General features: G+C 63.7%; 19 protein-coding genes and 1 tRNA gene. 9 read left to right on the top strand and 11 right to left on the bottom strand.

The genetic code is table 11. From position 1 onward, the window contains the following. Window positions 1-15: 15 nt before the first annotated feature. The 6 genes from V1290_RS22420 to V1290_RS22395 form a co-directional block, all read right to left on the bottom strand. The gene (locus V1290_RS22420) at window positions 16-468 is read right to left on the bottom strand and encodes a DUF2948 family protein (RefSeq protein WP_334366406.1); all 453 of its coding nucleotides are present in this window, start codon (window positions 466-468) and stop codon (window positions 16-18) included. Window positions 469-486: 18 nt separating this feature from the next. Then, the gene (gene murA, locus V1290_RS22415) at window positions 487-1,776 is read right to left on the bottom strand and encodes a UDP-N-acetylglucosamine 1-carboxyvinyltransferase (RefSeq protein WP_334366405.1); all 1,290 of its coding nucleotides are present in this window, start codon (window positions 1,774-1,776) and stop codon (window positions 487-489) included. Window positions 1,777-1,984: 208 nt separating this feature from the next. Further along, on the bottom strand, window positions 1,985-2,809 hold the full coding sequence (locus tag V1290_RS22410; protein WP_334366404.1) for an alpha/beta fold hydrolase: 825 nt from the start codon (window positions 2,807-2,809) through the stop codon (window positions 1,985-1,987). 117 nt (window positions 2,810-2,926) lie between these two features. After that, window positions 2,927-3,433 carry a hypothetical protein gene (locus tag V1290_RS22405; RefSeq protein WP_334366403.1) on the bottom strand — a complete coding sequence of 169 codons (507 nt, stop codon included), beginning with the start codon at window positions 3,431-3,433 and terminating at the stop codon, window positions 2,927-2,929. 180 nt (window positions 3,434-3,613) lie between these two features. Continuing rightward, window positions 3,614-5,320: an FAD-dependent oxidoreductase gene (locus V1290_RS22400; protein ID WP_334366402.1), complete on the bottom strand. Its 1,707-nt coding sequence runs from the start codon at window positions 5,318-5,320 to the stop codon at window positions 3,614-3,616. Between the two features lie 73 nt (window positions 5,321-5,393). Then, entirely contained in the window at window positions 5,394-5,594 is a 201-nt protein-coding gene (locus tag V1290_RS22395; protein ID WP_334366401.1) for a hypothetical protein, read from the bottom strand. Between the two features lie 342 nt (window positions 5,595-5,936). On the opposite strand from V1290_RS22395, the gene V1290_RS22390 reads away from it, so the two are divergent. Then, a tRNA-Thr gene (locus V1290_RS22390) sits at window positions 5,937-6,011 on the top strand. A gap of 135 nt (window positions 6,012-6,146) precedes the next feature. Here V1290_RS22390 and V1290_RS22385 read toward each other — a convergent pair. Both V1290_RS22385 and V1290_RS22380 read right to left on the bottom strand, forming a co-directional pair. Beyond that, window positions 6,147-6,911: a Crp/Fnr family transcriptional regulator gene (locus V1290_RS22385; RefSeq protein WP_334369131.1), complete on the bottom strand. Its 765-nt coding sequence runs from the start codon at window positions 6,909-6,911 to the stop codon at window positions 6,147-6,149. Window positions 6,912-7,232: 321 nt separating this feature from the next. Next, entirely contained in the window at window positions 7,233-8,273 is a 1,041-nt protein-coding gene (locus V1290_RS22380; protein ID WP_334366400.1) for an HD-GYP domain-containing protein, read from the bottom strand. Window positions 8,274-8,527: 254 nt separating this feature from the next. Between V1290_RS22380 and V1290_RS22375 the strand changes: the two genes are divergently transcribed. After that, entirely contained in the window at window positions 8,528-9,547 is a 1,020-nt protein-coding gene (locus V1290_RS22375; RefSeq protein WP_334366399.1) for a glycoside hydrolase family 16 protein, read from the top strand. 12 nt (window positions 9,548-9,559) lie between these two features. Continuing rightward, window positions 9,560-11,023 carry a GH1 family beta-glucosidase gene (locus V1290_RS22370; protein ID WP_334366398.1) on the top strand — a complete coding sequence of 488 codons (1,464 nt, stop codon included), beginning with the start codon at window positions 9,560-9,562 and terminating at the stop codon, window positions 11,021-11,023. 16 nt (window positions 11,024-11,039) lie between these two features. Here the strand turns inward: V1290_RS22370 and V1290_RS22365 are convergent, their stop codons facing one another. Next, window positions 11,040-11,273 carry a hypothetical protein gene (locus V1290_RS22365; protein ID WP_334366397.1) on the bottom strand — a complete coding sequence of 78 codons (234 nt, stop codon included), beginning with the start codon at window positions 11,271-11,273 and terminating at the stop codon, window positions 11,040-11,042. 101 nt (window positions 11,274-11,374) lie between these two features. Here V1290_RS22365 and V1290_RS22360 point away from each other — a divergent pair, with 101 nt between their 5' ends. The 6 genes from V1290_RS22360 to V1290_RS22335 all read left to right on the top strand — a co-directional run bounded on the left by V1290_RS22360 (window position 11,375) and on the right by V1290_RS22335 (window position 21,302). After that, on the top strand, window positions 11,375-11,695 hold the full coding sequence (locus V1290_RS22360) for a helix-turn-helix domain-containing protein (RefSeq protein ID WP_028348061.1): 321 nt from the start codon (window positions 11,375-11,377) through the stop codon (window positions 11,693-11,695). A 223-nt stretch (window positions 11,696-11,918) separates the two neighbouring features. Beyond that, window positions 11,919-12,641, top strand: coding sequence for an outer membrane protein (locus tag V1290_RS22355; RefSeq protein ID WP_334366396.1), 723 nt, complete (start codon window positions 11,919-11,921; stop codon window positions 12,639-12,641). A 222-nt stretch (window positions 12,642-12,863) separates the two neighbouring features. Continuing rightward, on the top strand, window positions 12,864-14,987 hold the full coding sequence (locus tag V1290_RS22350; RefSeq protein ID WP_334366395.1) for a methyl-accepting chemotaxis protein: 2,124 nt from the start codon (window positions 12,864-12,866) through the stop codon (window positions 14,985-14,987). A 145-nt stretch (window positions 14,988-15,132) separates the two neighbouring features. Beyond that, a complete protein-coding gene (locus V1290_RS22345) occupies window positions 15,133-16,194 on the top strand; it encodes an MBL fold metallo-hydrolase (RefSeq protein WP_334366394.1) in 1,062 nt (353 codons plus the stop codon). A 203-nt stretch (window positions 16,195-16,397) separates the two neighbouring features. Continuing rightward, window positions 16,398-17,627 (top strand): 5-aminolevulinate synthase, encoded by a 1,230-nt coding sequence (gene hemA, locus V1290_RS22340; protein ID WP_028348055.1) that lies wholly within the window; start codon window positions 16,398-16,400, stop codon window positions 17,625-17,627. 165 nt (window positions 17,628-17,792) lie between these two features. Next, on the top strand, window positions 17,793-21,302 hold the full coding sequence (locus tag V1290_RS22335; protein WP_334366393.1) for a hybrid sensor histidine kinase/response regulator: 3,510 nt from the start codon (window positions 17,793-17,795) through the stop codon (window positions 21,300-21,302). 454 nt (window positions 21,303-21,756) lie between these two features. Here V1290_RS22335 and V1290_RS22330 read toward each other — a convergent pair whose 3' ends face one another. Both V1290_RS22330 and V1290_RS22325 read right to left on the bottom strand, forming a co-directional pair. Next, window positions 21,757-22,428 carry a response regulator transcription factor gene (locus V1290_RS22330; protein ID WP_334369130.1) on the bottom strand — a complete coding sequence of 224 codons (672 nt, stop codon included), beginning with the start codon at window positions 22,426-22,428 and terminating at the stop codon, window positions 21,757-21,759. 256 nt (window positions 22,429-22,684) lie between these two features. After that, on the bottom strand, window positions 22,685-24,817 hold the full coding sequence (locus V1290_RS22325) for a DUF294 nucleotidyltransferase-like domain-containing protein (RefSeq protein ID WP_334366392.1): 2,133 nt from the start codon (window positions 24,815-24,817) through the stop codon (window positions 22,685-22,687). Window positions 24,818-24,840 lie beyond the last annotated feature (23 nt).

Here is a 24,840-nt window from a genome sequence, read left to right as displayed (position 1 = left end):
GGATGGGGGATACTGCTACCCCTCCGGCCCCAAGGGCGCGATGGCGAGGTCGCTGGTGCCGAGATCGTCGGTGCCGAGGTCGGTCAGCTCGCATTCCAGGCACTCGAGGTCCAGCCGCAGCGCCTCGCCATGGCTAAACAGGAGAAGCGCGCTGCCGCCGGGGGCCTCGCCCGGATGGAATTCGATCCCGACCAGTTCCAGCGTCGCTTCACGCCGCTGCAGATCGATGTTGCGCGACTTGCAGGCCAGCACACGGTCGAAGCGCAGTGCCGCGATCGAGCGGCGCGGTTCGGTTCCGCCTGACAGCGTCTGCTCCCAGTCCAGCCGGCTCATGCCGACCACCAGCCGCTTTTCGCCCTGCCGCCAGACGATATCGGAGGCCAAAACGCGGGCGTCCTGCACATGGGCCGATATAACAGCGAGATCGTCGGCGTCGAGCGCAATCAGTTTGAGCGGGTCCGCCGGCATAGAATCCTCAATAGCCCCCTAATCGCTGATGCGCTGGATCAACGCGCCGCAGGCCGAAAGTTTTTCCTCCAGCCGCTCGAATCCACGGTCGAGGTGATAGATGCGGTTGACCATGGTTTCGCCCTCGGCGGCAAGGCCTGCGATAACCAGCGAAACTGACGCCCGCAAATCGGTCGCCATGACAGGCGCGCCGCGCAGCTTTGCGATGCCGTCGATGGTCGCGGTCTCGCCATCCAGCGATATCCGCGCACCGAACCGCGCCAGTTCCTGCACATGCATGAAGCGGTTCTCGAAGATCGTCTCGGTGATCTGCGAGGAACCGCCGGCGCAGGCCATCAGCGCCATCAATTGCGCCTGCAGGTCGGTCGGAAAACCCGGGAACGGCGCGGTCGACACCGTCACCGGCTTTATCGGGGCACCGTTTCTGGTGACACGAATGCCGTCATTGTTGACCGTGATGTTGGCGCCGGCCTGCTCCAACACGTCGAGCGCCGACTGCAACAGTTCGGGGCGGGCGCCGGAAAGCTGTACGTCGCCGCCGGTCATGGCGACCGCCATCGCATAGGTGCCGGCCTCGATCCGGTCAGGCAGCACGGTGTGTCGCGCGCCGTGCAGCTTCTCGACGCCCTCGACCACGATCCGCGGCGTGCCGGCGCCGGTGATGCGCGCGCCCATCTTGTTCAGGCAGTCGGCGACGTCGGTGATTTCGGGCTCGCAGGCGGCGTTGCTGATGACGGTCGTGCCCTTGGCGAGCGTTGCCGCCATCAGCGCGACATGGGTGCCGCTCACCGTCACCTTGGGAAAATCGATCGCAGCCCCGCGCAGGCCGCCGGGCGCTTTCGCCACCACATAGCCGCCGTCGATTGTCAGCTCGGCGCCGAGCTTCTCCAGCGCCATGATCAGGAGATCGACCGGCCGGGTGCCGATGGCGCAGCCGCCCGGCAGCGAGACTTTCGCTTCATGCATGCGCGCCAATAGCGGCGCGATCACCCAGAAGCTGGCACGCATCCGCGACACCAGCTCGTAAGGCGCTGTCGTGTCGATGATGTTGGCGGCGGAGATGTGCAGGGTCTGGCCCTGATATTGGCCGTCGCCCTGCCGCTTGCCCGCCGACATGATGTCGACGCCATGGTTGCCGAGGATGCGCTGCAACTGCGCGACGTCGGCAAGCCGCGGCACGTTGTCGAGGATCAGCGTTTCCTCGGTCAGTAGCGCCGCGATCATCAGCGGCAGGGCCGCGTTCTTCGCGCCCGAAATCGCGATGGTGCCGTTGAGCTTGCTGCCGCCGACAATACGAATGCGGTCCATGCCATGCCCTCTGCTGTGCACAATTTATGAGCGGGTGCGTCCCGCAGCAGAAGCAGCGATATTTGCGGCGATTTGATGGGGTGGGCAAATCAGCCGTCGTCATTCCCGGGCACGCGAAGCGCGAGCCCGGAACCCATTTCTCCTCTAGCGCTTGCGGCCAATGGATTCCGGGCCTGCGCCAAGAGGCGCATCCCGGAATGACCAAGCTTCACGACCTGATAAACGCCAGCAAATCGGCGTTGATCGTCGCGGCTTCCGTGGTCGGCATGCCGTGCGGAAAACCCTTGTAGGTCTTCAGCGTGCCGTTCTTCAGAAGCTTCGCCGACAGCGGCGCGGAGTCTTCGTAAGGAACTATCTGGTCGTCGTCGCCGTGCATCACCAAGACCGGCACATTGATCTTCTTGAGGTCCTCGGTGAAATCGGTCTGCGAGAAGGCGACGATGCCATCGTAATGCGCTTTCGCACCACCCATCATGCCCTGGCGCCACCAGTTCTCGATGACGGCTTCCGACGGCTTGGCGCCCGGCCGGTTGTAGCCGTAGAACGGACCGGCCGCGATATCGCGATAGAAGTTCGTGCGGCTCGCGGCGAGCTGCGCCTGAAACCCGTCAAACACTTCCTTGGGCAGTCCGCCCGGGTTGGCCGGCGTCTGCACCATCAGCGGCGGCACGGCGCTGAGGATTGCCGCCTTCGCGACCCGGCTCTCGCCGTGGCGGGCGATGTAATGCACCACCTCGCCGCCACCGGTGGAATGGCCGACGTGAACGGCGCCTTTGAGATCGAGATGCGCCGTCAGCGCCGCAAGGTCGTCGGCGTAGTGATCCATGTCGTGACCGTCGGCCACCTGGCTGGAGCGGCCGTGGCCGCGCCGGTCATGGGCGATCACCCGAAACCCGTTGTTCAGGAAGAACAGCATCTGCGCGTCCCAATCGTCCGCCGACAGCGGCCAGCCGTGGCTGAACACGATGGGCTGACCCTTGCCCCAATCCTTGTAGAAGATCTCGACGCCGTCTTTGGTCGTGATGGTGGGCATTATGAATTCTCCTCTGGTTACGCCGTCATCCCGGGGCACGCGTCATTGCGTGGCCCCGGAAGCTGATGTGGCTGATTGCGATGTGCGGATTTACCTCGGCAGATACCAGAGGCCAGCCTATGTCGGCGTCGGCTGGTATCGCCTGAGCACGCCGATGATCACGACGACGAAGAAGACCAGCACGATGCCCTGGACGATGGCGAACGGCGGCTCGGCCGGTGGCACGCTCGGCGCCAGCGCATGCAGCGCCGGCACTTTGAGGAAGGACTGGATCACCAGCACGAATACGTTGAGGTAGAGCGAGACCAGCGCGGCCAGCGCGTAGATCCAGCGCCAGGCACCGTTAAGCTTCATGCCGTAAAGCGCAAAACAGGCGATCGCCAGCAGCACCAGCGAGAGAATGCCGATCATATGCGACGGCAACAGCTTCTCGGACAGGAGAGGCGGAATCGGAAATCCTGACGCGCTGGTCAGGATCGTGAACACAAGAAAGATCGCGGTCAGGCCCGGCATCCGCTTCGAGCCGAGCATTCCAAACATCACGATAATTCCCGCAACGATGGCGATCAGGCTGATGATGACGTGCACGAGAACGAATGTCGCCAAACTCATACCTAAAATCATGACGCGCCCCCTTCGTTGGAAATCTTCTAAACGTTACGACGCGGCGCGAAGAATTTCCACACGCATCGCGTGCGGCCTTCGGCAAGGCAGGCATGTGCGTGAATGAAGGTACATCAACGAAAGTTGTATGATGCACGAAGTATTTGCACTGCCGTCACAAACGACGGCAGCCACGCCGTATCATAGCGATGGCTTCATGGCGTCGGCGAGATAGCCATGCAGCGCGGCCACCACCTGCGCACCCTCACCGATCGCGCCGCCGACGCGTTTGACCGAGCCGGAGCGCACGTCGCCGACCGCGAACACGCCGGGCACCGAGGTTTCCAGGGGCGGCACCGGGCGGCCGAGATTCTGCTCGGACTGCGCCCCCGTCACCACAAAGCCCGCACGGTCGAGCGTGACGCCGCAGCCGTCCAGCCAATGGGTCGCCGGGTCGGCGCCGACGAACAGAAACAGGTTGCGCACATCAAAACTGTGCTGTTCGGGCGCCAGCCGGCTCTTCCAGCGCACGCGTTCGAGCGATCCATCGCCGCCGCCTTCGACCGCAATCACCTCGGCGTTGAAGACCAGTTCGATGTTGGGCGCCGCCTCGATCCGCTCGATCAGATAGCGCGACATGCTGGCGCCCAGCCCACCGCCGCGGATGATCATGTAGACCTTGCGCGCATGGCCGGAGAGGAACACCGCGGCCTGGCCGGCGGAATTGCCGCCGCCGACCAACACGACGTCCTGGCCTACGCACAGCTTGGCCTCGATCGGCGAGGCCCAGTACCAGACGCCGCGGCCTTCGAATGCGTCGAGATTTTCGATCTCCGGCCGCCGGTAGCGCGCCCCGCTCGCCACCACGATGGATTTGGCGCGCAGCGACTGCCCGCATTCGGTGGCCAACGCGAACACGCCGTCGCGCTGCGAGCAATCCAGCGACCGGATCGAAACCGGGATCAGCATCTCGGCGCCGAATTTCTGCGCCTGATTGTAGGCGCGCCCCGCGAGCGCCTGCCCCGAGATACCGGTCGGAAAGCCCAGATAGTTTTCGATGCGCGCGCTGGCGCCGGCCTGGCCGCCGAACGCCCGCGCGTCGAATACCGCCACCGACAATCCTTCGGAGGCGGCATAGACTGCAGTGGCGAGACCGGCGGGACCGCCGCCGACCACCGCGACATCATAGAGCCTCTCATGCGCATGGTTGGTGATCATGCCAACCGCCAGCGCCAGCTCCGTCTCCGACGGATTGCGCAGCACGGTACCGTCAGGACAAACCGCCAGCGGCAGATCGGCCCGCGAGGTGGCATAGCGCGCGACGAGATCGGCCGCGTCCTTATCGCTTGCGGGATCGAGCACGTGGTGCGGCTGGCCGTTGCGCGCCAGGAAATTCTGCAACCGCGCGGTGTCGCCGAGGGAGGACGGGCCGATCAGCACCGGCCCGCCGACGCCGCCCTGGATCAGGCTGACCCGGCGCAGGATAAGCGCGCGCATGATGCGCTCGCCGAGTTCGGCTTCCGCGACCAGAAGCGCGCGCAACTGGTCCGGCGGGATCAGCAGCGTTTCGACATCGCCCTCGGCATGGCCGTCGACCAGCGCGACGCGCCCGGAGAGTTGTCCGATCTCGGCCAGAAACTGTCCGGGGCCTTGGTCGATGACGGGCGTGATATGGCCGAGGCCATCGCGCTGGGTAATCGCGACCGTGCCCGACAGCACCACGAACATGCCGGGGCCGACCTTGCCGGTCTCGAACAGGGTTTCGCCGTCCTTATAGGTCCGAAGCTCTCCGAACCGGCGCATGCGGGCGATTTCGTGATCGGTGAGCGCCGGGAATGTCTGCTCGTAACGTGGAAACGCGGTGGAAGCCGCGCCGGTCGCCGGACCGGCCGTGATGTCTGCACTCATGATCGCCACCCAAGAAACAACAATTGCAAAAGAATTGTCAGGCCGCCCGGCGAGCGATCGGGGATTCCCTACGCTACTGGCCCGGCTTTTCTCCGCTGGCGTCATCTAGGGACGCATTGGGGCTTTCGGAAGATGCGCCGGGATCACTGCGCCCGCGCGCCTGCGACTTCCGCCGCTTGAGATTTTCGCGCAGCGCCAGCTTCAGCCGATGCGATCGTGAATCCTTTACATCCGCGCCGGTCTTTCCTGCGCCCTTGCCGTGATCACCCTTCATCGTCAGTCCGCCGAATATGTCTTGCTCAAGACGGCATCAGCGACGCCGCCATTCGAAGATAGTCGCTTTCGATCAGCCATGCCGCAACCGCGCCCGGCCTGCCACGGTCCCGAACCGCCGCGGCAAGTAGCGGAAGCCAGGATTCAGCCGTGCAAGGCGAGGTCGGGAACCGGAGCAAGGCCCGAAGTTGCCCATTTGCCCCTGGTCCTGATCATCGCAACGATTTTTACCCCATTTTGGTGCTTTTCCAGCCTGCCCGCGCGCTTGCACCAGAGAGGCCCTTGTGGCAAGAACCGGCCGCCTGTAGGGGCCTTTAGGGCCGATTCCCTGAATACCGGGCATGCTGCCGTAGCTCAGTGGTAGAGCACTCCATTGGTAATGGAGAGGTCGACAGTTCAATCCTGTCTGGCAGCACCATCTTTTCCTCTGAACCATCAGCCACAAGGCCCCGGCGCGTCGGGCTGTGGCGGTCATTCGCTTCCCTCGAAAACGGTGCGATTTCTTGAGCGTCGTCGTGGCCGTCTGTAGGAAGTTATGTAAGCTCGAAAACGATCATGCACCGTAGAGTTTGTCGGTCGACGCAAAATGCGGGTGCGATCCCACGGCTTCATGCGGGACGATCCGATCGGTTGCACAACGTATGATGTCGTAGCATTCACAGGTAGCTTCCTCGAGCCGCGCCCTGTCGATTTCAACCAAGCCCCGCCGAGCGGATTTGATGGCACCTATGGCGCGGAGTTTGGCAATCACCTGCGTCACGGTCGTTCGTCGCACCCCGAGCAACTGCGAAAGTGTCCCCTGCGTTAATGATAGGATGTTGTTGCCCTCGGTTCGATCGTGCAGGTGAAGCAGCCAGCGGGCCATGCGGGCCTCGACCGAGTGCAGTCCGTTGCAGGCTGAGACGTGCTGGAACTGCATGAGTATCGACCTCGTGTGCGCCTCGACCACATGTCTGATGGCGCCGCTCTCCATGTAGGCTGCATGAAACCGCGACACGGAGATCTGCGATGCGGTGCCGCCCACCCGCACGACCGCGGTCACGGACGACAAGAAAGAGGGTCCCAGCACTGATAATGCGCCGATCGCTCCCTCGCGCCCGATTACCGCGGTTGCGATCGTTTCTCCGTTCGGAAGGCCGAGCATGAAGGAGATGGCCCCGCTATGGGGAAAGTAAACGTGGTGGCGTCGATCTCCCGCTCGTATCACCACCGCGTCCTGTTCGAGCGACACCTTCTGGAGATGCGGCGTGAGCAACGCGAGGTCTGCCGGCGGCAGCGCGCTGAGAAGACGATTACCGGCGCTCGCCGGACGGCCCATCACGAGAGACTTCTTCCCTCAGAAGAACACGCAGCTCTCCTGGAAAGTCTTTGGCAGGAATGTCTTCTGCGATGCGCCGACACTAACTCCACTTTCATCGTGCATCGTGCCGGCTTTGACTGCCTTCCTGGATGCGATACTTGCTGAGTACCCTAAGGCGCCGCGCCGGTAAAGGTACGGCGAATCCTTGGGCGATCGGGCGGAACCGCTCGACACTAGCCTCAGGACCGCTGGCGAGGCGAAAAAGCTCAATAAATTCAGTTGGCGGTGTTTCTCGCGACAGTTCCCGTCGGACAGGCATCATTCCGCGGCAGGGGCTGCTCACGCCGCAAGCGCGACCTTGCGGAACGCCCTGACCAGCGCCCCCTCCAGCTTCCCCTCCATGCCGCAGAGGATCTGATAGGCGTCCTGCCGGGGCATTGGCGGCCTGTAGGGCCTGGACTCGACCAGCGCGGCGAAGATATCCGAGATCGTCAGCAACCGGACCAGATCGGAAATGTGCGAGGCCTTCAGCCCATCCGGATAGCCGGAGCCATCAAGATATTCGTGATGGTGCTTCACGCCATCCAGAATTTCCGGACTGATGCCCGATACGCCTTTCAACAGATCATATCCGATCACGGGATGACGTCTGATGATCTCTTCCTCCTCGGGGTCGAGGCGTCCCGGCTTGTCCAAGATCGACAGCGGGATGCGCGCCTTCCCGATGTCGTGGAGGGTTGCCGCCATTCCGAGCCGCGATACGTCCGCATCGGAGAATCCGACATCGAGGCCGAAGGCAACCGCAACACCTGTTACAAGCAGGCAATGCTGAAACGTACCCTCATGATAGCGACGCACTTCGTCGAGCCACGACGAAAGTCCATCCTGCCCGACGCGGGTGATGATCTTCGACGTCGCACGCTTCGCATCGACAAGCTTCAATGGCCTGCCATGGCGCACATTCGAAAACATCGAGGCGAAGGCTGCCACACCTTCGTCCATCACCGGTGCCGGATCTGCAGCGTTATCTTCCGCGGCCGCTTCCGCCGCTTCGATCTGCGCAACCTTGAGAATTGCTTCCTTGGGACGTGAGATCACCGCGGTCGCGCCGAGCGCGTGGGCCTGCGCAACCATCGAACGGGAGAGATTGTGAATGACGAACAGCTTCTCGGGAATGCCGGCAAGTTCGTGCAAAACGAACTTGAGTTTATCGACGCGAGACATCTGCCGCAGGTCAATGTCGACCATCAGCACGCCATGCGACCTGATCCCGGTGCCGTCGCCACCGAGCAACCAGGGGACCACGGCATGTTGCGGTTCGAGCATGGCGCGAATCGCAGGTAACTTCGTCGGTTCGTCTGTGACAAAATAGACGAGCATCCAAGAACTTCCGTACGCCGTAATATTGCGGTGGCTACCCTTCAAAATTGAAGCACTGAAAAGAAAATGAACTATCTTGCCGGTGGTTCCGACGCCCGCGCCCCGCACTTGGCGCCATCGGCACCTCAGGCACTTTAATCAACATCAGACTTGGCTACCTTGCCGTTAAGCTTCCACCTCGTATAACTACGTACCTCAAACAGGTGAGCATGTCGGTCGGGCTCCGAAGGATCGTCAGATCGAGGGCTTCGTCAGTGAATGATCTCCCGTCGTTTCGAAGCGAGCCGGAGACCGACAGATTAACGCTGTGCGCCTTGGTCTTGATCGGCTACCTGTTCGCCGGGCCAGCGTTCGCGCAGGTTGATCTCGCCGGGGCAACGGCCAAACTCACGCTGCAGGTTGCGACCGCCATGCTCGGCGAGCGCTGCCGCCGCGTCGAAGCGCCGAACCCCGCATCGTTCGCATCGGTATCGCTGCACCGGACTTTCCACGACGATTTCGACACCCATCCGCTGCTGGATGAAAGATGGGCGCCGTACTACGCCGGCGGCGCTGCCTGGCCGGAAGCGCGTTACTGGGGTGGCGAGGGCTCCGATTTCAGGCGCAAGACCAGCTACAATGGCGAACAGCAGATCTATGTCGATCCGCGTTATGGCGGGCGCGAAACAAAGCCGCTTGGCCTCGATCCGTTCAAGGTCAAGGACGGCGTTCTCTCGATCGTCGCCAGCCGGACCCCGCCAGCGCTGAAGACCGTGCTGTTCAACAATGAATATATCTCGGGCATCCTGACGACCCAGAGCCGGTTTGCCCAGAAGTACGGATATTTCGAAATGCGCGCCAAGATACCGGTCGGCACCGGCGTGTGGCCGGCATTCTGGATGCTCGCCGATGACGGCGGCTGGCCGCCGGAAGTCGACATCATGGAGGGCCGCGGACAACGGCCGGGCGACATCGTGATGACGACGCATTGGCGGATACCGGAGACGCAGCGCGTGGAACGCTGCGGGTTTGACTTCATTGTGCCGGACGCCCCGACCGCGTTCCACGACTACGGCGTGCTGTGGCAGCCGGATCGCATAACCTATTTCATCGACCGACAGCCGGTCTCCGAGATCAAGGTCCCGGTCGGCTTCCACGAACCCATGTACATGATCGTGAACCTTGCGATGGGCTCGAAGACTCTCGATGGCGTGGGATTCGTCGATGGCAAATCTCCCAATATTGTCGCATTCGAGATCGACAGGATATCCGCCTACCAAATCGACGAACGCTGACCGGAGATCACGATGCTCGGAAAATTCTCGCGCCGGCATTTTGCAAAGCTTGCAGGCTTGTCCGCGCTGGGCATCGCCGCCGCGCCAGCCGATGCCGCCACGCAACCGGCATCCGACCGGCCCGCGCCGGCGAGCTTTCCGAAAGACTTCGTCTGGGGCACCGCGACGTCGGCCTATCAGATCGAGGGCGCCGTGAACGAAGACGGCCGCGGCCGCTCGATCTGGGACACGTTCTCGCACACGCCCGGCAAGATCGAGGACGGCACCAGCGGCGACCGCGCCAACGAACACTATCGCCGCTACAAGGAAGACATCGGCCTGATCAGGGAATTGGGCGCGAGGGCTTACCGGTTTTCGATCGCCTGGCCGCGGGTATTTCCGGAGGGAACGGGCAAGCCGAACCCGAAGGGCCTCGACTTCTACGACCGGCTCGTCGACGAACTCCTCAAGAACGGCATCGAGCCGTACGGGACGCTATATCACTGGGACCTGCCGCAGGCGCTCGAGGACAAGGTCGGCGGTTGGCGATCCAGCGAAACGTCAAAAGCGTTCGGCGATTACGCCGGCCATGTGGCGGCGCGGATCACGGATCGCGTCCGGTCGATCTTCACCATCAACGAAGCCGGAAGGTTCGTGAATTTCGGCTATGGCTGGGGCATCGATGCCCCCGGGCTCAAACTGCCGGACGCCGAGGTCAACCAGGTCCGCCACCATGTGGCGCTGGCGCATGGCCTCGCCGTGCAGGCGATCCGCGCCCATGGACGCAAAGGCACCAAGGTGGGGCCGGCCGAAAACATCGCGGCCTGCGTGCCGGCGTTCGACACGCCGGAAAACGTTCGCGCGGCCGAGATAGCGACACGCGAATTGAACTCAGGTTTTCTCGGCGTCATCCTGGAAGGCAAATACACCGACGGCTTTCTGCAGTTCGCCGGCAAGAACGCACCGAAATTCACCGCTGAAGAGTTGAAGATCATTTCGCAGCCGAACGATTTCGTCGGCCTCAACATCTACGCGCCGCAGTTCTATATCGCCGCTTCCGACAAGCCGCCGGGCTGGAGCGTGCTGCCGTTTCCGGCCTCGTTCCCGCACATGAATTCGGAATGGCTGCGCGTGGGGCCGGAGACGATCTACTGGGCGCCGCGGCTGGCGGCAAAGGTCTGGAACATCGAGACGATCTATATCAGCGAGAACGGCACCTCGTCGGAAGACAAGCTTCGCGCCGACGGCCAGGTCTACGACCTCGATCGCGTCATGTATCTGCGCAATTACTTGCGGCAATTGCAGCGCGCGACGTCGGAGGGCGTGCCGGTCCGCGGCTACTTCCTCTGGAGCCTGATGGACAATTTCGAATGGATCTATGGCTACGAGAAGCGCTTCGGGCTCTACCACGTCGACTTCGAGACGCAGCGCCGGACGCCGAAACTGAGCGTTGCCTTCTATCGCGACGTGGTAGCGCGGAACGCGATCGGCGTCTGAACGCCGGCGCCGGCCTTTAATACCTCGCGGCTTGCCGGATTGACGCCGGGACCTCGGTGATGGGCCGCTGCTTGCTGTCAGTTGCCACAGTCGTTGCGGGTTCATGCGCCAGCTTGCGCGATGAATCGTGACTGACGAAGACGCCTGCAGCCGTGAGCATCAGCACGACATAGAGGGCGAACATGCCGCCGACCCAGTTCCAATAAATCCGGCGGGCCTTGGGGGTAAGGCTTTCAAGTAATCGGCGCATGGTTACCTCCTCATCAGGAAACCTAATAGGCTGCGTATAGTCCTCACGCCCGATGCGGTGTGTGACGCACTTCACAGATGTCGATTTGTAATGGAGAACCCGTGACCGGAGCCGAACTGAAGAAACTTCGCGAGCATCTCGGTGAGGCCATCGGCCAGCCGCTGTCGGTGGCCGACATGGCCAAGCTCTGCGGGTTGCCGGCCGCGGACGGCGCCGACACCATCCGTAAATGGGAGGTCACCGGTCCGACCGGGCCGGTGGCGGAGCTGTTGCGCATCCTGGCGATGGCCAGCGACCACTACCCGATCCTCGAAATGTTCAACGTGTTCGACCGCCACGACGTGCCGGTGAAAGATCGCCCGGCGCGGCGGCAAGCCTTCCGCGAACAGATGCGCAGCGACGTCCGCCGCCGCATTGGTTAAGCAAAGCTTGCCTGAGACTTGCGGAGCTAGCGAAAATTAAGCCTTTCCTTACCTTTGATTAGGCCTTCATTAAGTACAAAAAACGTTTGCCTGCCAATGGGTTGGGTTACCACCCGCTGTCACCTGGGAGTGACAGCATTTTAGATAAAAGCTGTCTATGTGCGTGGCGATGGATGACGCCCCGCACGAGGGTGTCGCCGAACGGTTTTCGGAGACCAACACAATGAAGAAGATCCTCGCCGCCCTCGTGGCCCTCGCTGCTCTCACCGCCGCCGCACCCGCCCTTGGCGCCGATCTCGGTGCGCGCCCCTACTACAAACAGCCGCCCGTCTATGCGGCGCCTCCCTACTGGACCGGCTTCTATATCGGCGGCCATCTCGGCGGCGCCTTCAGCGGCAGCCACGACTTCAACGGCGCGGTGCTGAGCGACTCCAGCGCCCGGCTGCTCGGCGGCGTTCAGGCCGGCCTCGACTGGCAATTCGCGCAGAACTGGGTGCTCGGCACCGAGGGCCAGTATTCCTGGCTCGGCAAGAATAACCTCACCGCCACCTTCCCCGGCGCCTACGTCTACACCAATGATCAGCGCGGCCTCGGCTCGGTCACTGCCCGCATCGGCTACACCTGGGGTGCAGGCCTGCTCTACGTCAAAGGCGGCTACGCCTATTCCGACAACCGCGAGAGGCTGACGCTCGCCGGCGCGCCGATCCCCTTCCTGCTCGATGGCAACCACAGCCACGGCTACACTGTCGGCGCCGGCGTCGAATACATGTTCGCCCCGAACTGGGCAGTCAAAGGCGAATACATGTATTACGACTTCGGCAGCAGCCGGTTTGTTTCCCCTGCGGCGCTGGTGCCGTTCGGAAGCTTCCACAATGACGACCACACGCTGAAGCTCGGCGTCAATTATCGCTTCAACTTCGCCAGCCCGGTGGTGGCGCGCTACTAAGCGATTTCAATTGAGAATTGCAGAAGGCCGGCTTTCACGCCGGCCTTTTTGTTTGTTTTGTTCATTCGCCTGCGTTTTCCGGTTCACGGAAAAATCCAATGGGGCAAAGGCCTACTGCTAAAATTATGGCGAAAAAGGTTCCGTTTTTCCAAACTTGTTAACCGGGTATCGCGATACTGCCGCCCGAAACATCCCAAGGTAGCGTGGACGGGCAGCGGGCAGATGGCGTCATTCAATTCAGGGCTCAAGGGTTTTCGCTTCGGCGTCAGGGGCAGTCTGTTTGCCGCCTTCGCCGTCATCGCCGGCATGGCGATCATCATCTCTGCCGGCGCCGGTCTGATGCTCGGGCGGCTTGGCGGGACCATGGTGGACTTAAGCGGACGGGATATTCCCCGCCTCGCCGCCAGCCTGCAACTCTCGGCGCAGAGCGCGAGCCTCGCCAGCCAGGGGCCGGCGCTGCTGGCTGCGCGCAGCGAGCAGGCGCTGAACGATCGCACCAGGAAAATGAAGGAAACCCAGGCGGTCGCGCTGCAGAAGCTCGGCGAGATCGTCGAACTCGGCGCCGACAAGGCGGTCGTTGCCGCACTCAACGAGAACATGAAGAACATCGATGAGGTGATCAAGAGCCTCGGCGCGGCTGCACACGAGCGGCTCGAACTGGCCGCCCAGCACGAAAGACTGTACGAAGCGGTGCGCAAGGCTCAACGGCGCTTCATTGCCGCCGCCGGCCCAGCGGCGATCGACGCGCAGACCGAACTCTACAGCATCTACGCCGCTCCCAACTTCTCGCAGGCCGATGCCATCAAGGCCCACAGGACGGCCGACCAGCTCGCCGACATCGCCGCGAGCGGCAATCTGATGGCGTTCGACATGATCGCCGCGTTGTCGGCCACCAGCGGCGATACGTTGGAGGCCATTGGGAAGGAATTCCGCACCGCCCAGGCGCGCGTGAAGTCGAATGTCGAGAAGTTGCCCACGACCACGGCGATGAATGTCGTCCGCAAAGCGACCCTGGACTTGCTGGCGCTTGCCGACGGCAAGACCGGCGTCTTCAAGGTCCGCCAGCAGGAGCTTGACGCAGACGATTTCGGCCAGACCATTCTGGAGGAAACCCGCAAGCTCAATGTCGGCCTCGGCATCAGCGTGCAGCAATTGGTCGATGGCGTGCAGAAGGAAACCAACGCTGCGGCGTGGCAGGCGCGTCAGGAGATCTCGTTCGGGACCATGGTCATGCTCGCCCTCGGCATCGGCACGCTGGTCGGCTCGATCCTGTTCGTCTGGCTCTATGTCGGCCGCAACATCCTGCGCCGCATCAGTAATCTGCAGCGCTCGATGCAATTGCTGTCCAGCGGCGACCTCGACTCGGAGGTCTTTCAGAGCCATCACCAGGACGAGATCGGCGCCATGGCCGACTCGCTGCACGTGTTCCGCGAGAGCATGATCCAGAGCCGCACGCTCTCCGCCGAGCAGGACAAGGACCGCATCGCCAAGTCGGAGCGCGCCTCCCGCATGGAAGCCCGCATCGTCGAGTTCGAAAGCACCGTCCGCACTGCGCTCGACAGCCTGCAGACCGCGGCAGGCTCGATGCAATCGACCGCGCAAAGCATGTCGGCGACCGCCGATCAGTCCAGCGCTCTGGTGACCGCGGTTGCGACCGCCGCCGAACAGACCTCGGCCAATGTGCAGACCGTATCGTCGGGCACCGAGGAATTGTCCTCCTCGATCGAGGAGATCGGCCGCCAGGTCATCACCTCGGCGGAGATCGCCCGCAAGGCGGTCGACGACGCCGGTGCGACCGACGCCACCATGCAGGGGCTCGCAGATAACGCAGCGCGGATCAGCGTGGTCGTCGACCTGATCCAGACCATCGCCTCGCAGACCAACCTTTTGGCGCTGAACGCTACCATCGAAGCGGCACGCGCCGGCGATGCCGGCCGCGGCTTTGCCGTGGTCGCCTCCGAGGTGAAGAGCCTCGCCAACCAGACCGCAAAGGCCACCGACGAGATCCGCCAGCAGATCGTCAGCATGCAGACGGTGACGGAGACCGCGGTCTCCGCGATCCGCAACATCAGCAACACGATCAGCGAGATCAACGAGGTGACCACCGCGATCGCGGCCGCGGTCGAGGAGCAAGGTGCGGCGACGCGCGAGATCGCGCGTAACATCCAGCATGCCGCGGGCGGCACCAGCGAAGTCTCCAGCAACATCGTCGGCGTCTCCAGCGCCTCGGCGCAGGCCGGAACCGCCGCCGGCCAGGTGCTGACCGCCTCCGACGCGCTGCGCCGCGAGGCCGACGTGCTGCGCGAGGAGATCGACGCGTTCCTGTCGAATATCAGGGCGGCGTAGCCACAAACGCTGTCATTCCGGGGCGTTCGAAAGGACGAACAGGGAATCTCGAGATTCCGGGTCTGGTGCTTGCGCACCATCCCGGAATGACCGCCAGCACTTTTTTCGGCTAGCGCGGCGCCGCCTCTACCGCTAAGCCGGTAGCATGCATTCGAAAACCGACACGGTGCAGTCCTCGGCCGAGGCACTGCGGTACCCCTTCGAAAGCCACCCGGGCCACGATCAGGTCGTCGAGGTGGTGCCTGGCGTGCTCTGGGTCCGGCTCAAGCTGCCGTTCCGGCTCAACCACGTGAACATCTATCTGCTCGCCGATGGCGATGGCTGGGCGATGGTCGATTCCGGCTTCGGCAACGAGGAATCCATCGCGGCCTGGACCATCCTGTTCGAGGGCCCGCTGCGGCATGTGAAGATCACCCGGCTGATCGTGACCCATTCGCATCCCGATCACGTCGGTCTTGCCGGGTGGATCGTCGAGCGCTTCGACTGTCCGCTGCAGATGTCGCAGGTCGAATACCTGCAATCGGTCTATCACCAGAATCGCGGCACCGAGGAGCGGCGCAACGCGCAGCGGTTGTTCTTCCGCCGCCACGGCATGGACGAGAGTCTGACCGACAAATTGCTCGGCCGCGGCCAGGACTATTTGAAGCGGGTTTCGGTGCTGCCGCCGTCCTATCGGCGCATCTCGCGTGGCGACGAGGTCGTGATCGGCACCCGCCGCTTCAAGGTGATCACCGGCGGCGGACACGCGCTCGACCAGGTGATGCTGTACTGCACCGCCGACAAATTATTCCTATCCGCCGACCAGGTGCTGAGCAAGATTTCGCCCAATGTCAGCGTCTGGGCCGTCGAGCCCGACCAGAATTCGCTCGGGGAATATCTGGCTTCGCTGGCGAGCCTCACCACGACGCTGCCTTACGACGTGATGGTGCTGCCCGGCCACGGCGTGCCGTTTTACGGGCTGAAGACCCGCATCAAGCAGCTCGCCGATCATCACGAGGATCGCTGCCGCCTGATCGCGGAAGCCTGCCGCGAAGTGCCGCAGACCTCGAAGGAGCTGGTGCCGATCGTATTCCACAAGCACGTGCTGGACGAGCACCAGATGGGCTTTGCCGCCGGCGAACTGGTCGCCCACGTCAATTACATGCTGGTCGAGGGCCGCCTGACCTGCGAAGTCAGCGATGGCGTGCTGCGGTTCCGCACGACCTGAGACGCAGCGACCTGAGCCACGCCGAATGGTCCAGTCACGCGGGACCGCTACCCACCTAGCGCGTTGATCCGGATCAACACTTGCTCCGGCTAAGTAGCATCCCGGAGGCGCGCCGAAATGTGGGAATTCGCATAGACATCAAAGCTGGAAAGGCTCTAAAAAGGCCCGACGCCAATACGGCCGGTTCCGTTCCAGGTCTTGTGATGGATTACAGCAAATTCTTCCACGCCGCCCTCAACCGCCTGCATGACGAGCGGCGCTACCGCGTTTTCGCCGACCTCGAGCGGATCGCGGGCCGTTTCCCGCATGCGGTCTGGCACTCGCCGAAGGGCAAGCGCGATGTCGTGATCTGGTGCTCCAACGACTATCTCGGTATGGGCCAGCACCCGAAAGTGGTCGGCGCCATGGTCGAAACTGCGACCCGCGTCGGTACCGGCGCCGGCGGCACCCGCAACATCGCCGGCACCCATCATCCGCTGGTGCAGCTCGAGCAGGAGCTGGCCGACCTGCATGGCAAGCAGGCCTCGCTGCTGTTCACCTCGGGCTATGTGTCGAACCAGACCGGCATTTCGACGATCGCAAAGCTCATTCCGAACTGCCTCATTCTATCTGACGCGCTGAACCACAATTCGATGATCGAGGGCGTCCGCCAGGCCGGCTGCGAGCGCCAGATCTTCCGCCACAACGACCTCGCCCATCTCGAGGAACTTTTGATCGCTGCAGGCCCCGACCGGCCCAAGCTGATCGCCTGCGAGAGCCTTTATTCGATGGACGGCGACGTCGCGCCGCTTTCGAAAATCTGCGATCTCGCCGAGAAATACGGCGCCATGACCTATGTCGACGAGGTTCATGCGGTCGGCATGTACGGCCCGCGCGGCGGCGGCATCGCCGAGCGCGACGGCGTCATGCACCGCATCGACGTGCTCGAAGGCACGCTCGCCAAGGCGTTCGGCTGCCTCGGCGGCTATATTGCCGGCAATGCCGAGATCATCGACGCGGTCCGCTCCTACGCGCCGGGCTTCATCTTCACCACCGCGCTGCCGCCGGCGATCTGCTCGGCCGCAACAGCTGCGATCCGGCATTTGAAGACCTCGAACTGGGAACGCGAGCGCCACCAGGACCGCGCCGCCCGGGTCAAGGCGATCCTCAATGCAGCCGGGCTGCCCGTGATGTCGAGCGACACCCACATCGTGCCGCTGTTCGTCGGCGATCCCGAGAAGTGCAAGCAGGCCTCCGACATCCTCCTGGAAGAGCACGGCATCTACATCCAGCCGATCAACTATCCGACGGTCGCCAAGGGCACCGAGCGGCTGCGGATCACGCCCTCGCCCTACCACGATGACGGGCTGATCGATCGGCTCGCGGAAGCGCTGCTGCAGGTCTGGGAACGCCTCGGGCTGCCCGTGAGGCAGAAATCGCTGGCGGCCGAGTAACCCTACCCGTCCTAATCCCTTCGAATTGGGCCGGTGGCGCCGTGCGCTGCCGGCCCAAAGCGTCTATATTCACCTCTTCCGGCCATGGCGTTTACGAGCGTCCGGTTTGGCGTGAAAGGTACACGTCCGCAATCCAAGCGCCGGGAGAGGGAGGACCCGAGACCGATGCTGCACGACTGGGGCGTAATCGCCACTGCGTTCGCCTATATCGGACTGCTGTTCGTCGTTGCCAGCTACGGCGACCGCCTGTCGCCGAGCCAGCGCGGCCGCGCCAGCATGCTGATCTATCCGCTATCGATGGCGATCTATTGCACCTCCTGGACCTTCTTCGGCTCCGTCGGGTTCGCCACCCGCACCAGCGTCGACTTCCTCGCGATCTATGTCGGGCCGATCCTGATGATCGGGCTTTGCACGCCGCTGTTGCGTCGCGTGATCCAGCTCGCCAAGTCGCAGAACATCACCTCGATCGCCGACTTCATCGCGGCGCGCTACGGCAAGAGCCAGGCGGTCGCCGCCACCGTGGCGGTCATCGCGATCGTGGGCTCGGTGCCCTACATCGCGCTGCAGCTCAAGGCGGTGGCCTCATCGCTGGAGACGATCCTGAGCGAGGACAAGCTGTTCTCCTCTATTCCGCTGATCGGCGACATCGCACTGGTCGTCACCTTGGCGATGGCGGCATTCGCGGTGCTGTTCGGCACCCGCCAGACCGACGCCACCGAGCATCAGCACGGCCTGATGCTGGCGATCGCCACCGAGTCCATCGTCAAGCTGGTGGCCTTTATCGCCGCCGGCGCTTTCGTCACCTTCTGGATGTTCACGCCCGTCGAACTGATCGAGCGGGCGATGAAGACACCGGAGGCAGTGCGCGCCATCAGCTACGTGCCGTCGATCGGCAATTTCCTGACCATGACGCTGTTGTCGTTTTGCGCGATCATGCTGCTGCCGCGGCAGTTCCACGTCAGCGTGGTCGAGAATTCCAGTCTCGAGGAGGTCAATCGGGCCCGCTGGCTGTTTCCGCTCTATCTGATCGCCATCAACCTGTTCGTGATTCCGATCGCGATCGCCGGTCTCGTCACCTTCCCGTTCGGCGCCGTCGACAGCGACATGTATGTGCTGGCGCTGCCGATCGAGGCCAATTCCGCGCTGCTCAGCATCGCCGTGTTCGTCGGCGGCCTGTCGGCCGCGACCGCGATGGTGATCGTCGAATGCGTCGCGCTCTCCATCATGGTCTCCAACGACATCGTGCTGCCGATGGTGCTGAAGGGAAGTCCCGGGGCGCGCTACGGCAGCAAGGATTTCGGCGACTTTCTGCTCAAGATTAGACGCATCGCGATCTTCGCCATCATGGTGATGGCGTATTTCTACTACCGCGCGCTCGGCAACACCCAACTGGCGGCGATCGGCCTGCTGTCGTTCGCGGCGCTGGCGCAACTCGCGCCGGCGTTCTTCGGCGGCCTGGTGTGGCGCCACGGAACCGCACGCGGGGCGATGGGCGGCATGCTGGTCGGCATCGCCGTGTGGCTCTACACGCTGTTCCTGCCGAGTTTCCTGGAGGGCAGTACGGCCGGCCTTCTGTTGCTGCAGCAGGGGCCGTTCGGCATCGTGGCGTTGCGTCCCCAGGCGCTGCTCGGCACCGACCTGCCACCGCTGATGCATGGCGTGTTCTGGTCGCTCGCGCTCAACATCCTGACCTATGTTGTGATGTCGCTCGCGCGCCAGCCGTCCTCGATCGAACGGCTGCAGGCGGACCTGTTCGTGCCGAACACGCTGGCGCCGATCGCCCCGACGTTCCGGCGCTGGCGCACCACCGTGACCGTGCAGGACATCCAGAGCACGGTGGCGCAATATCTCGGCCCCGAGCGCGCGGCCCAGGCCTTCGAGACCTTTGCGGCCAGTCATCCCGGCAACCTCGATCCGGCGGCACCTGCCGATTTCGAGTTGCTGCAATACGCCGAGCGCCTGATCGCCTCCTCGATCGGCGCGGCCTCCTCGCGCCTCGTGATGTCGCTTCTCTTGCGCAAGCGCACCGTCTCCGCCAAGGCCGCGCTGAAGCTGCTCGACGATTCGCACGCCGCGCTGCATTTCAACCGCGAGATCCTGCAGACCGCGCTCAACCATGTGCGCCAGGGCATCGCGGTGTTCGACGCCGATCTGCAACTGATCTGCTCGAACCGCCAGTTTGGCGAAATTCTCGCGCTGCCGCCGCACCTCGTGCAACTCGGCATTCCCTTGCAGGAAATCCTCGAATTCATGGGCGCGGTCAGCGCGTCCGGCGCCGGCGATCCCGATACGCTATTGACGCGGCGGCTGGAGGCCTACACCACCGAGGGCAAACCTTATCTGGAGCGCCTGGCCGATCGCCATATGGTGATCGAGGTCCGCTCCAACCGGATGCCGGGCGGCGGCCTCGTCATCACCTTCTCCGACGTGACCCCGAGCTTCGAGGCCGCCGAGGCGCTGGAGCGCGCCAATGCGACGCTGGAAAAGCGCGTGCGCGACCGCACCGAGGAGCTCACCCGCCTGAACTCCGAACTGGCGCAGGCCAAGAGCACCGCCGAGGATGCCAACATCTCGAAGACCCGATTCCTCGCCGCCGCCAGCCACGACATCCTGCAGCCGCTCAACGCGGCGCGGCTCTATGTGACAAGCCTCGTCGAGCGGCAGAACGGCGGTGAGGACTCCCGCCTGGTCGAGAACATCGACGACTCGCTGGAGGCGATCGAGGAGATCCTCGGCGCGCTGCTGGACATCTCGCGGCTCGATGCGGGGGCAATGACGACCTCGATCTCAAGCTTCAAGATGGCCGACCTGATGCGCTCGCTGGAGATCGAGTTTGCGCCGATCGCCCGCGCCAAGGGGCTGGAGCTGACCTTCGTCCCCTGCTCGCTGCCGGTGCAGTCCGACCGCTCGCTGCTGCGGCGGCTGCTGCAGAACTTCATCTCCAACGCGATCAAATACACTCCGCGCGGGCGCGTGCTGGTCGGCTGCCGCCGCCACGGACAATCCCTGCAGATCGCCGTCTACGATACCGGCGTCGGCATTCCCGTGATGAAGCGCGGCGAGATTTTCAAGGAGTTCCACCGCCTCGAGCAGGGCGCGCGGATCGCCCGCGGCCTCGGCCTTGGTCTATCGATCGTCGAGCGGCTGGCGCGCGTGCTCAACCACGGCATCGCGATCGACGCCAACGTCAGCGGCGGCTCGGTGTTTTCGGTGACCGTGCCGGTCGCCAAGGCGGTCAACTACACCCACGCCGTCACCAGCGCGACGCCGCTTTCCAAGATGCCGATGGGTGGCGCCTTGATCGTCTGCATCGAGAACGATCCGGCAATCCTCGACGGCATGAAGACGCTGCTGACGGCCTGGAACGCCGAGGTGATCGCGGTAGCTGACCCGGAAGCCGCGATCGCTGCGATCGAATCGTCCGGCCACAGCGTGACCGGCCTTCTGGTCGACTATCATCTCGACCGCGGCAACGGCGTTGCCGCGATCCGCGAGATCCGTCGCCGCTTCGGCGACAACATTCCCGCCATCCTGATCACGGCCGATCGCAGCCCCAACGTCCGCGCCGCCGCGCGCGAGGAAAACGTCGCGATCCTCAACAAGCCGGTCAAGCCAGCCTCGCTCCGCGCCCTGCTCGGCCAGTGGCGCGCGCAGCAGATGGTGGCGGCGGAGTAGTGCACACCGTCATTCCGAGGCGATGCGTCAGCATCCAACTATGGTGCGCAATGCGCACCTGAGAACAATCGAGATTTGTGGTTATGGTCCCCGCGTTCGCGGAGACGACGGTGAAGCTTGCGGAGCGTATGGCTCCATCTTCGCAAACCGGTCATCCAGCGCATCCCCTGCGCCGCGGACAGGCGGAATAAGCGCGGGAATTTCTCAACGACGTCGTCCCTGCGAACGCAGGGACCCATAACCACAATTGTCTGTGGTTATGCCTCGCTGGAGCTCCAGCGCATTTCAACAATCGAGATTTGTGGTTATGGGTCCCCGCGTTCGCGGGGACGACGGTGGAGCTTGCGGAGACGACGGTGGACTTTGGAGCTCCAGCGCGTTTCAATCTCGAGATTCTCAGGGGCGCAAGGGCGCCCCATAGCTCGCTTCGCGCCCCGGAACGACGTCCCCCCAATCACCCCGTCGGCGTGCCCTGGCGCCATTGGCCGCCAGAGATTTTCGCCGCCGCGATCACGGCCTGCGTGCGGCTTTCGACGCCGAGCTTTTGCAGGATCGCCGAGACATGCGCCTTGATGGTCGCTTCGGAGACGCCGAGCTCATAGGCGATCTGCTTGTTGAGCAGTCCCTCCGACAGCATCATCAGCACCCGCACCTGCTGCGGGGTCAGCGTCACCAGGCGGTCGCGCAGCCGCGTCATGTCGGGGTCGGTGGCCGAGGAGAGATCGGTGTCCGGGGGCACCCAGACGTCGCCCTCCATCACCTTCATGATGGCGTCGCGCAGCGTCTCGACGCCGAAGCGCTTGGGGATGAAGCCGGAGGCACCGAAATCGAGCGACCGCCGGATCGTGCCCGCATCGTCGCTCGCCGACACGATCACCACCGGGATCGCCGGATATTGCGCCCGCAGGTAGATCAGGCCCGAGAAGCCCGAAATCCCCGGCATCGTGAGATCGAGCAGAATCAGGTCGACGTCGGAATCCCGCTCGAGCAGCGCCGTGAGTTCGTCGAACGTGCCGGCTTCGCTGACGACGGCCGAAGCCACGACACTGGCAACCGCCTGCCGCAGAGCGTCGCGAAAGAGCGGATGGTCATCGGCGATGACGAGGTGGGTATTGGCAGCAGCGATCATCTGTTCCGGGCGCCGACAAGAGGTCGGGAAAGCATGCAAGTCGTTGCTGATTGACAGCAATTTGATTGTCCACTGTCAGGAAGCGACTTGCAAGGCAACCTTGCCCGCGTCGCGCAAAAGCAGTTAATCGGCACCAGTTTCCTTTGAATGGTGCAACGCAAAAAAAATGAACAATTGGGGATTTGGGGCCAACCCGGCCGAGCCCACAGGGAACTCGGAGAAAAATGCTTCGCTTTCGAAAAGACGTGTTGCGTCAATCCTTGAACAGGAGGTCGCGGCCGAGCTCATCGATGGTGGAGACAGCATCGAGTGCCGCCCGCAACCGATCGAGGTCACGGCCCGACAATCGCTTCACGGCAACCGCGTTGGAAGGCGGGATGCCGTGGGCGATGTCCTCAACCTGCTGCGACAGGATGAGATCGAGAAAGGTGCCCTGGGCTTCGCCAAGCGCATCGAGATCGCTCTCGCTCGCCTGAACCCCCGCCTTCACGCCGGCCAGTCGCGCCGACGTCGACCGTTCCATGACGTGATAGCGGATTGCCATCGCGCGCACCCATGCAACGAGACCAAACAATCCGGCCGCCTTGAGGTCGATACGGCCGGCGACCGTGCGGATCCCGCCGAAAAATTTCAGGCTCGCCGGAACGCTGACGTTCTCGACCAACAGCTTGATGAACGCGACCTGGCCTTCGGCCGCCGCGAAGGCCGCCTGACGCACCGAGACGGCAAGGCTGCCGTCGCCGTGAACCGCCCGCAGGTCGAAGAAGATATCGACGGACAACAGATCGGCGGGACCGGAACGTGTGATCCACTTGTCGACGCGATCCCGCCATGTTGCCACCGAGCCGCGCCAAAGCGCGTTCTTCGCCATGACACCGCCCTTGCAATAGGGCACGCCGACCTCGTGCAGGATATCGGCGACATGCGTCCCGAGTTCGGCAAACCAGCGATCCTCCTCGCCGTCGGGCTCGCCCTGCGCGAAGATCACGGCGTTGTCCTGATCCATCGCCAACAGGCTCTCGCCGCGTCCGGCCGATCCGAGCACCAGCAGCGCATACTCGCACGGCGGCCCGCCCCGGCCGCTCTCCCGCATCATCCGCTCGGCGATCACCGCGGCCTGGCGGGAAAGAGCGCCCAGTTCCAGGGAAATCACTTCGGCGATATCGCGACCGGACAATCCTTCCGCCAGAAGCATTCGCGCGACGCGCGGCAACTGCGCCCAGGCCGCCGACAGCGCATGCGCGTCGCCAGCATCGTCGATCTCCTCGCCGAGCGATATGGCATCGCCCGCGCGCAGGCGCAGCAGATCGCGCGTCGACAATGCACCGGCCACGTGGCCGGCGTCGTCGACAACACCGAGATGGCGGGTCTTGAGACGATTCATCCGGGCGATCGCGCGATAGACAAGCGCATCCGCCGAGACCGCCGCCAGCGGCGTGCTCATGATCTCGGCGACTGGTCGCTGCAGCGCCCGGGCACCGAGCCGGGAGACGGCGCGCAGCACGTCGCGCTCCGTCACGATACCCGCCTCAGCCGCCCTGATTTCCGGGCCCGGCTGCGGTCCGCGCACGTAAATGGCCGATATCTTCTCGTCCGCCATTTGCGCCAGCGCTTCGCCGACCGTGGCATCCGGAGGGACGAAGATCGCCGGCGTCCGCATGATGCCGCCGACGCGGTGGCGGAACGCATAGCTATCGAAGCGCTTCAGGGTCTGCTCGGAATCGAGGCGGGCCGCTGCGTCGACTGCCTCGATCCAGCCGCTGCGCACCTGATCGTCGAGCACGGCGGTGAGCGCGCGACAGGCGCGTTCGGCTTCGGCAACGGTCCGGATGCCGTGTTCGCGCAGCTTCGGCACCAGCGCCAGGAATATCCGCGCCGTTGTGATCGCATCGCCCAGTGCAGAATGCCGGTCGACCATGTCGATGCCGAGCCAGGCCGCGAGCTTCTCCAGCTCATAGCCGGCTAGTTCCGGCGCGGCGATCTCCGCAAGTAACCTGGTATCGAGCGTCCGGGGCCGCGACCATGGCAACCCCGCCAGTTCGCATTCGCGCTTCAGCATCGCGAGATCGAAACCGATCATGTGCCCGACGACGACGGCCCGACCGATAGACGCGTCGAAGCGCGGCCAAACCTCCGAAAAACGCGGCGAGCCGGCCACCATGGCATCGTCGATGCCATGGATGCGTGTCGTCTCGGCTGGGATTGTCTCGCCGGCCGGCCGAACCAGTTGACGGAACGAACCGTCGGCAACCAGTTTTCCGGCGGTGAGCCGCACGCCAGCAAGCTCGATCACCCGCGCCTTGCGTGGATCGAGCCCGGTGGTTTCGACATCGATGACAACGGCGTCGAGTGACAACAGCGGGACACTGCCAGCCGTCCTGTCCATCAGCCTCCTCCCCTCACCGCCGC

Origin of the sequence: Bradyrhizobium sp. AZCC 1578, from assembly GCF_036924675.1 — a bacterium.
Taxonomy (GTDB): Bacteria; Pseudomonadota; Alphaproteobacteria; order Rhizobiales; family Xanthobacteraceae; genus Bradyrhizobium.
Note: the sequence above shows the minus strand (reverse complement) of the source record. Positions and strands in the feature narration are given on the sequence as shown.

Coding starts and splice junctions, on each gene's coding strand:
- V1290_RS22365 (WP_334366397.1), bottom strand. CDS start 11,273: ATGCGCCGATTACTTGAAAGCCTTACCCCCAAGGCCCGCCGGATTTAT.
- V1290_RS22420 (WP_334366406.1), bottom strand. CDS start 468: ATGCCGGCGGACCCGCTCAAACTGATTGCGCTCGACGCCGACGATCTC.
- V1290_RS22350 (WP_334366395.1), top strand. CDS start 12,864: ATGGCGTCATTCAATTCAGGGCTCAAGGGTTTTCGCTTCGGCGTCAGG.
- V1290_RS22370 (WP_334366398.1), top strand. CDS start 9,560: ATGCTCGGAAAATTCTCGCGCCGGCATTTTGCAAAGCTTGCAGGCTTG.
- V1290_RS22345 (WP_334366394.1), top strand. CDS start 15,133: ATGCATTCGAAAACCGACACGGTGCAGTCCTCGGCCGAGGCACTGCGG.
- V1290_RS22400 (WP_334366402.1), bottom strand. CDS start 5,320: ATGAGTGCAGACATCACGGCCGGTCCGGCGACCGGCGCGGCTTCCACC.
- murA (WP_334366405.1), bottom strand. CDS start 1,776: ATGGACCGCATTCGTATTGTCGGCGGCAGCAAGCTCAACGGCACCATC.
- V1290_RS22395 (WP_334366401.1), bottom strand. CDS start 5,594: ATGAAGGGTGATCACGGCAAGGGCGCAGGAAAGACCGGCGCGGATGTA.
- V1290_RS22335 (WP_334366393.1), top strand. CDS start 17,793: ATGCTGCACGACTGGGGCGTAATCGCCACTGCGTTCGCCTATATCGGA.
- V1290_RS22405 (WP_334366403.1), bottom strand. CDS start 3,433: ATGATTTTAGGTATGAGTTTGGCGACATTCGTTCTCGTGCACGTCATC.
- V1290_RS22380 (WP_334366400.1), bottom strand. CDS start 8,273: ATGCTCGTCTATTTTGTCACAGACGAACCGACGAAGTTACCTGCGATT.
- hemA (WP_028348055.1), top strand. CDS start 16,398: ATGGATTACAGCAAATTCTTCCACGCCGCCCTCAACCGCCTGCATGAC.
- V1290_RS22410 (WP_334366404.1), bottom strand. CDS start 2,809: ATGCCCACCATCACGACCAAAGACGGCGTCGAGATCTTCTACAAGGAT.
- V1290_RS22325 (WP_334366392.1), bottom strand. CDS start 24,817: ATGGACAGGACGGCTGGCAGTGTCCCGCTGTTGTCACTCGACGCCGTT.
- V1290_RS22385 (WP_334369131.1), bottom strand. CDS start 6,911: ATGGGCCGTCCGGCGAGCGCCGGTAATCGTCTTCTCAGCGCGCTGCCG.
- V1290_RS22355 (WP_334366396.1), top strand. CDS start 11,919: ATGAAGAAGATCCTCGCCGCCCTCGTGGCCCTCGCTGCTCTCACCGCC.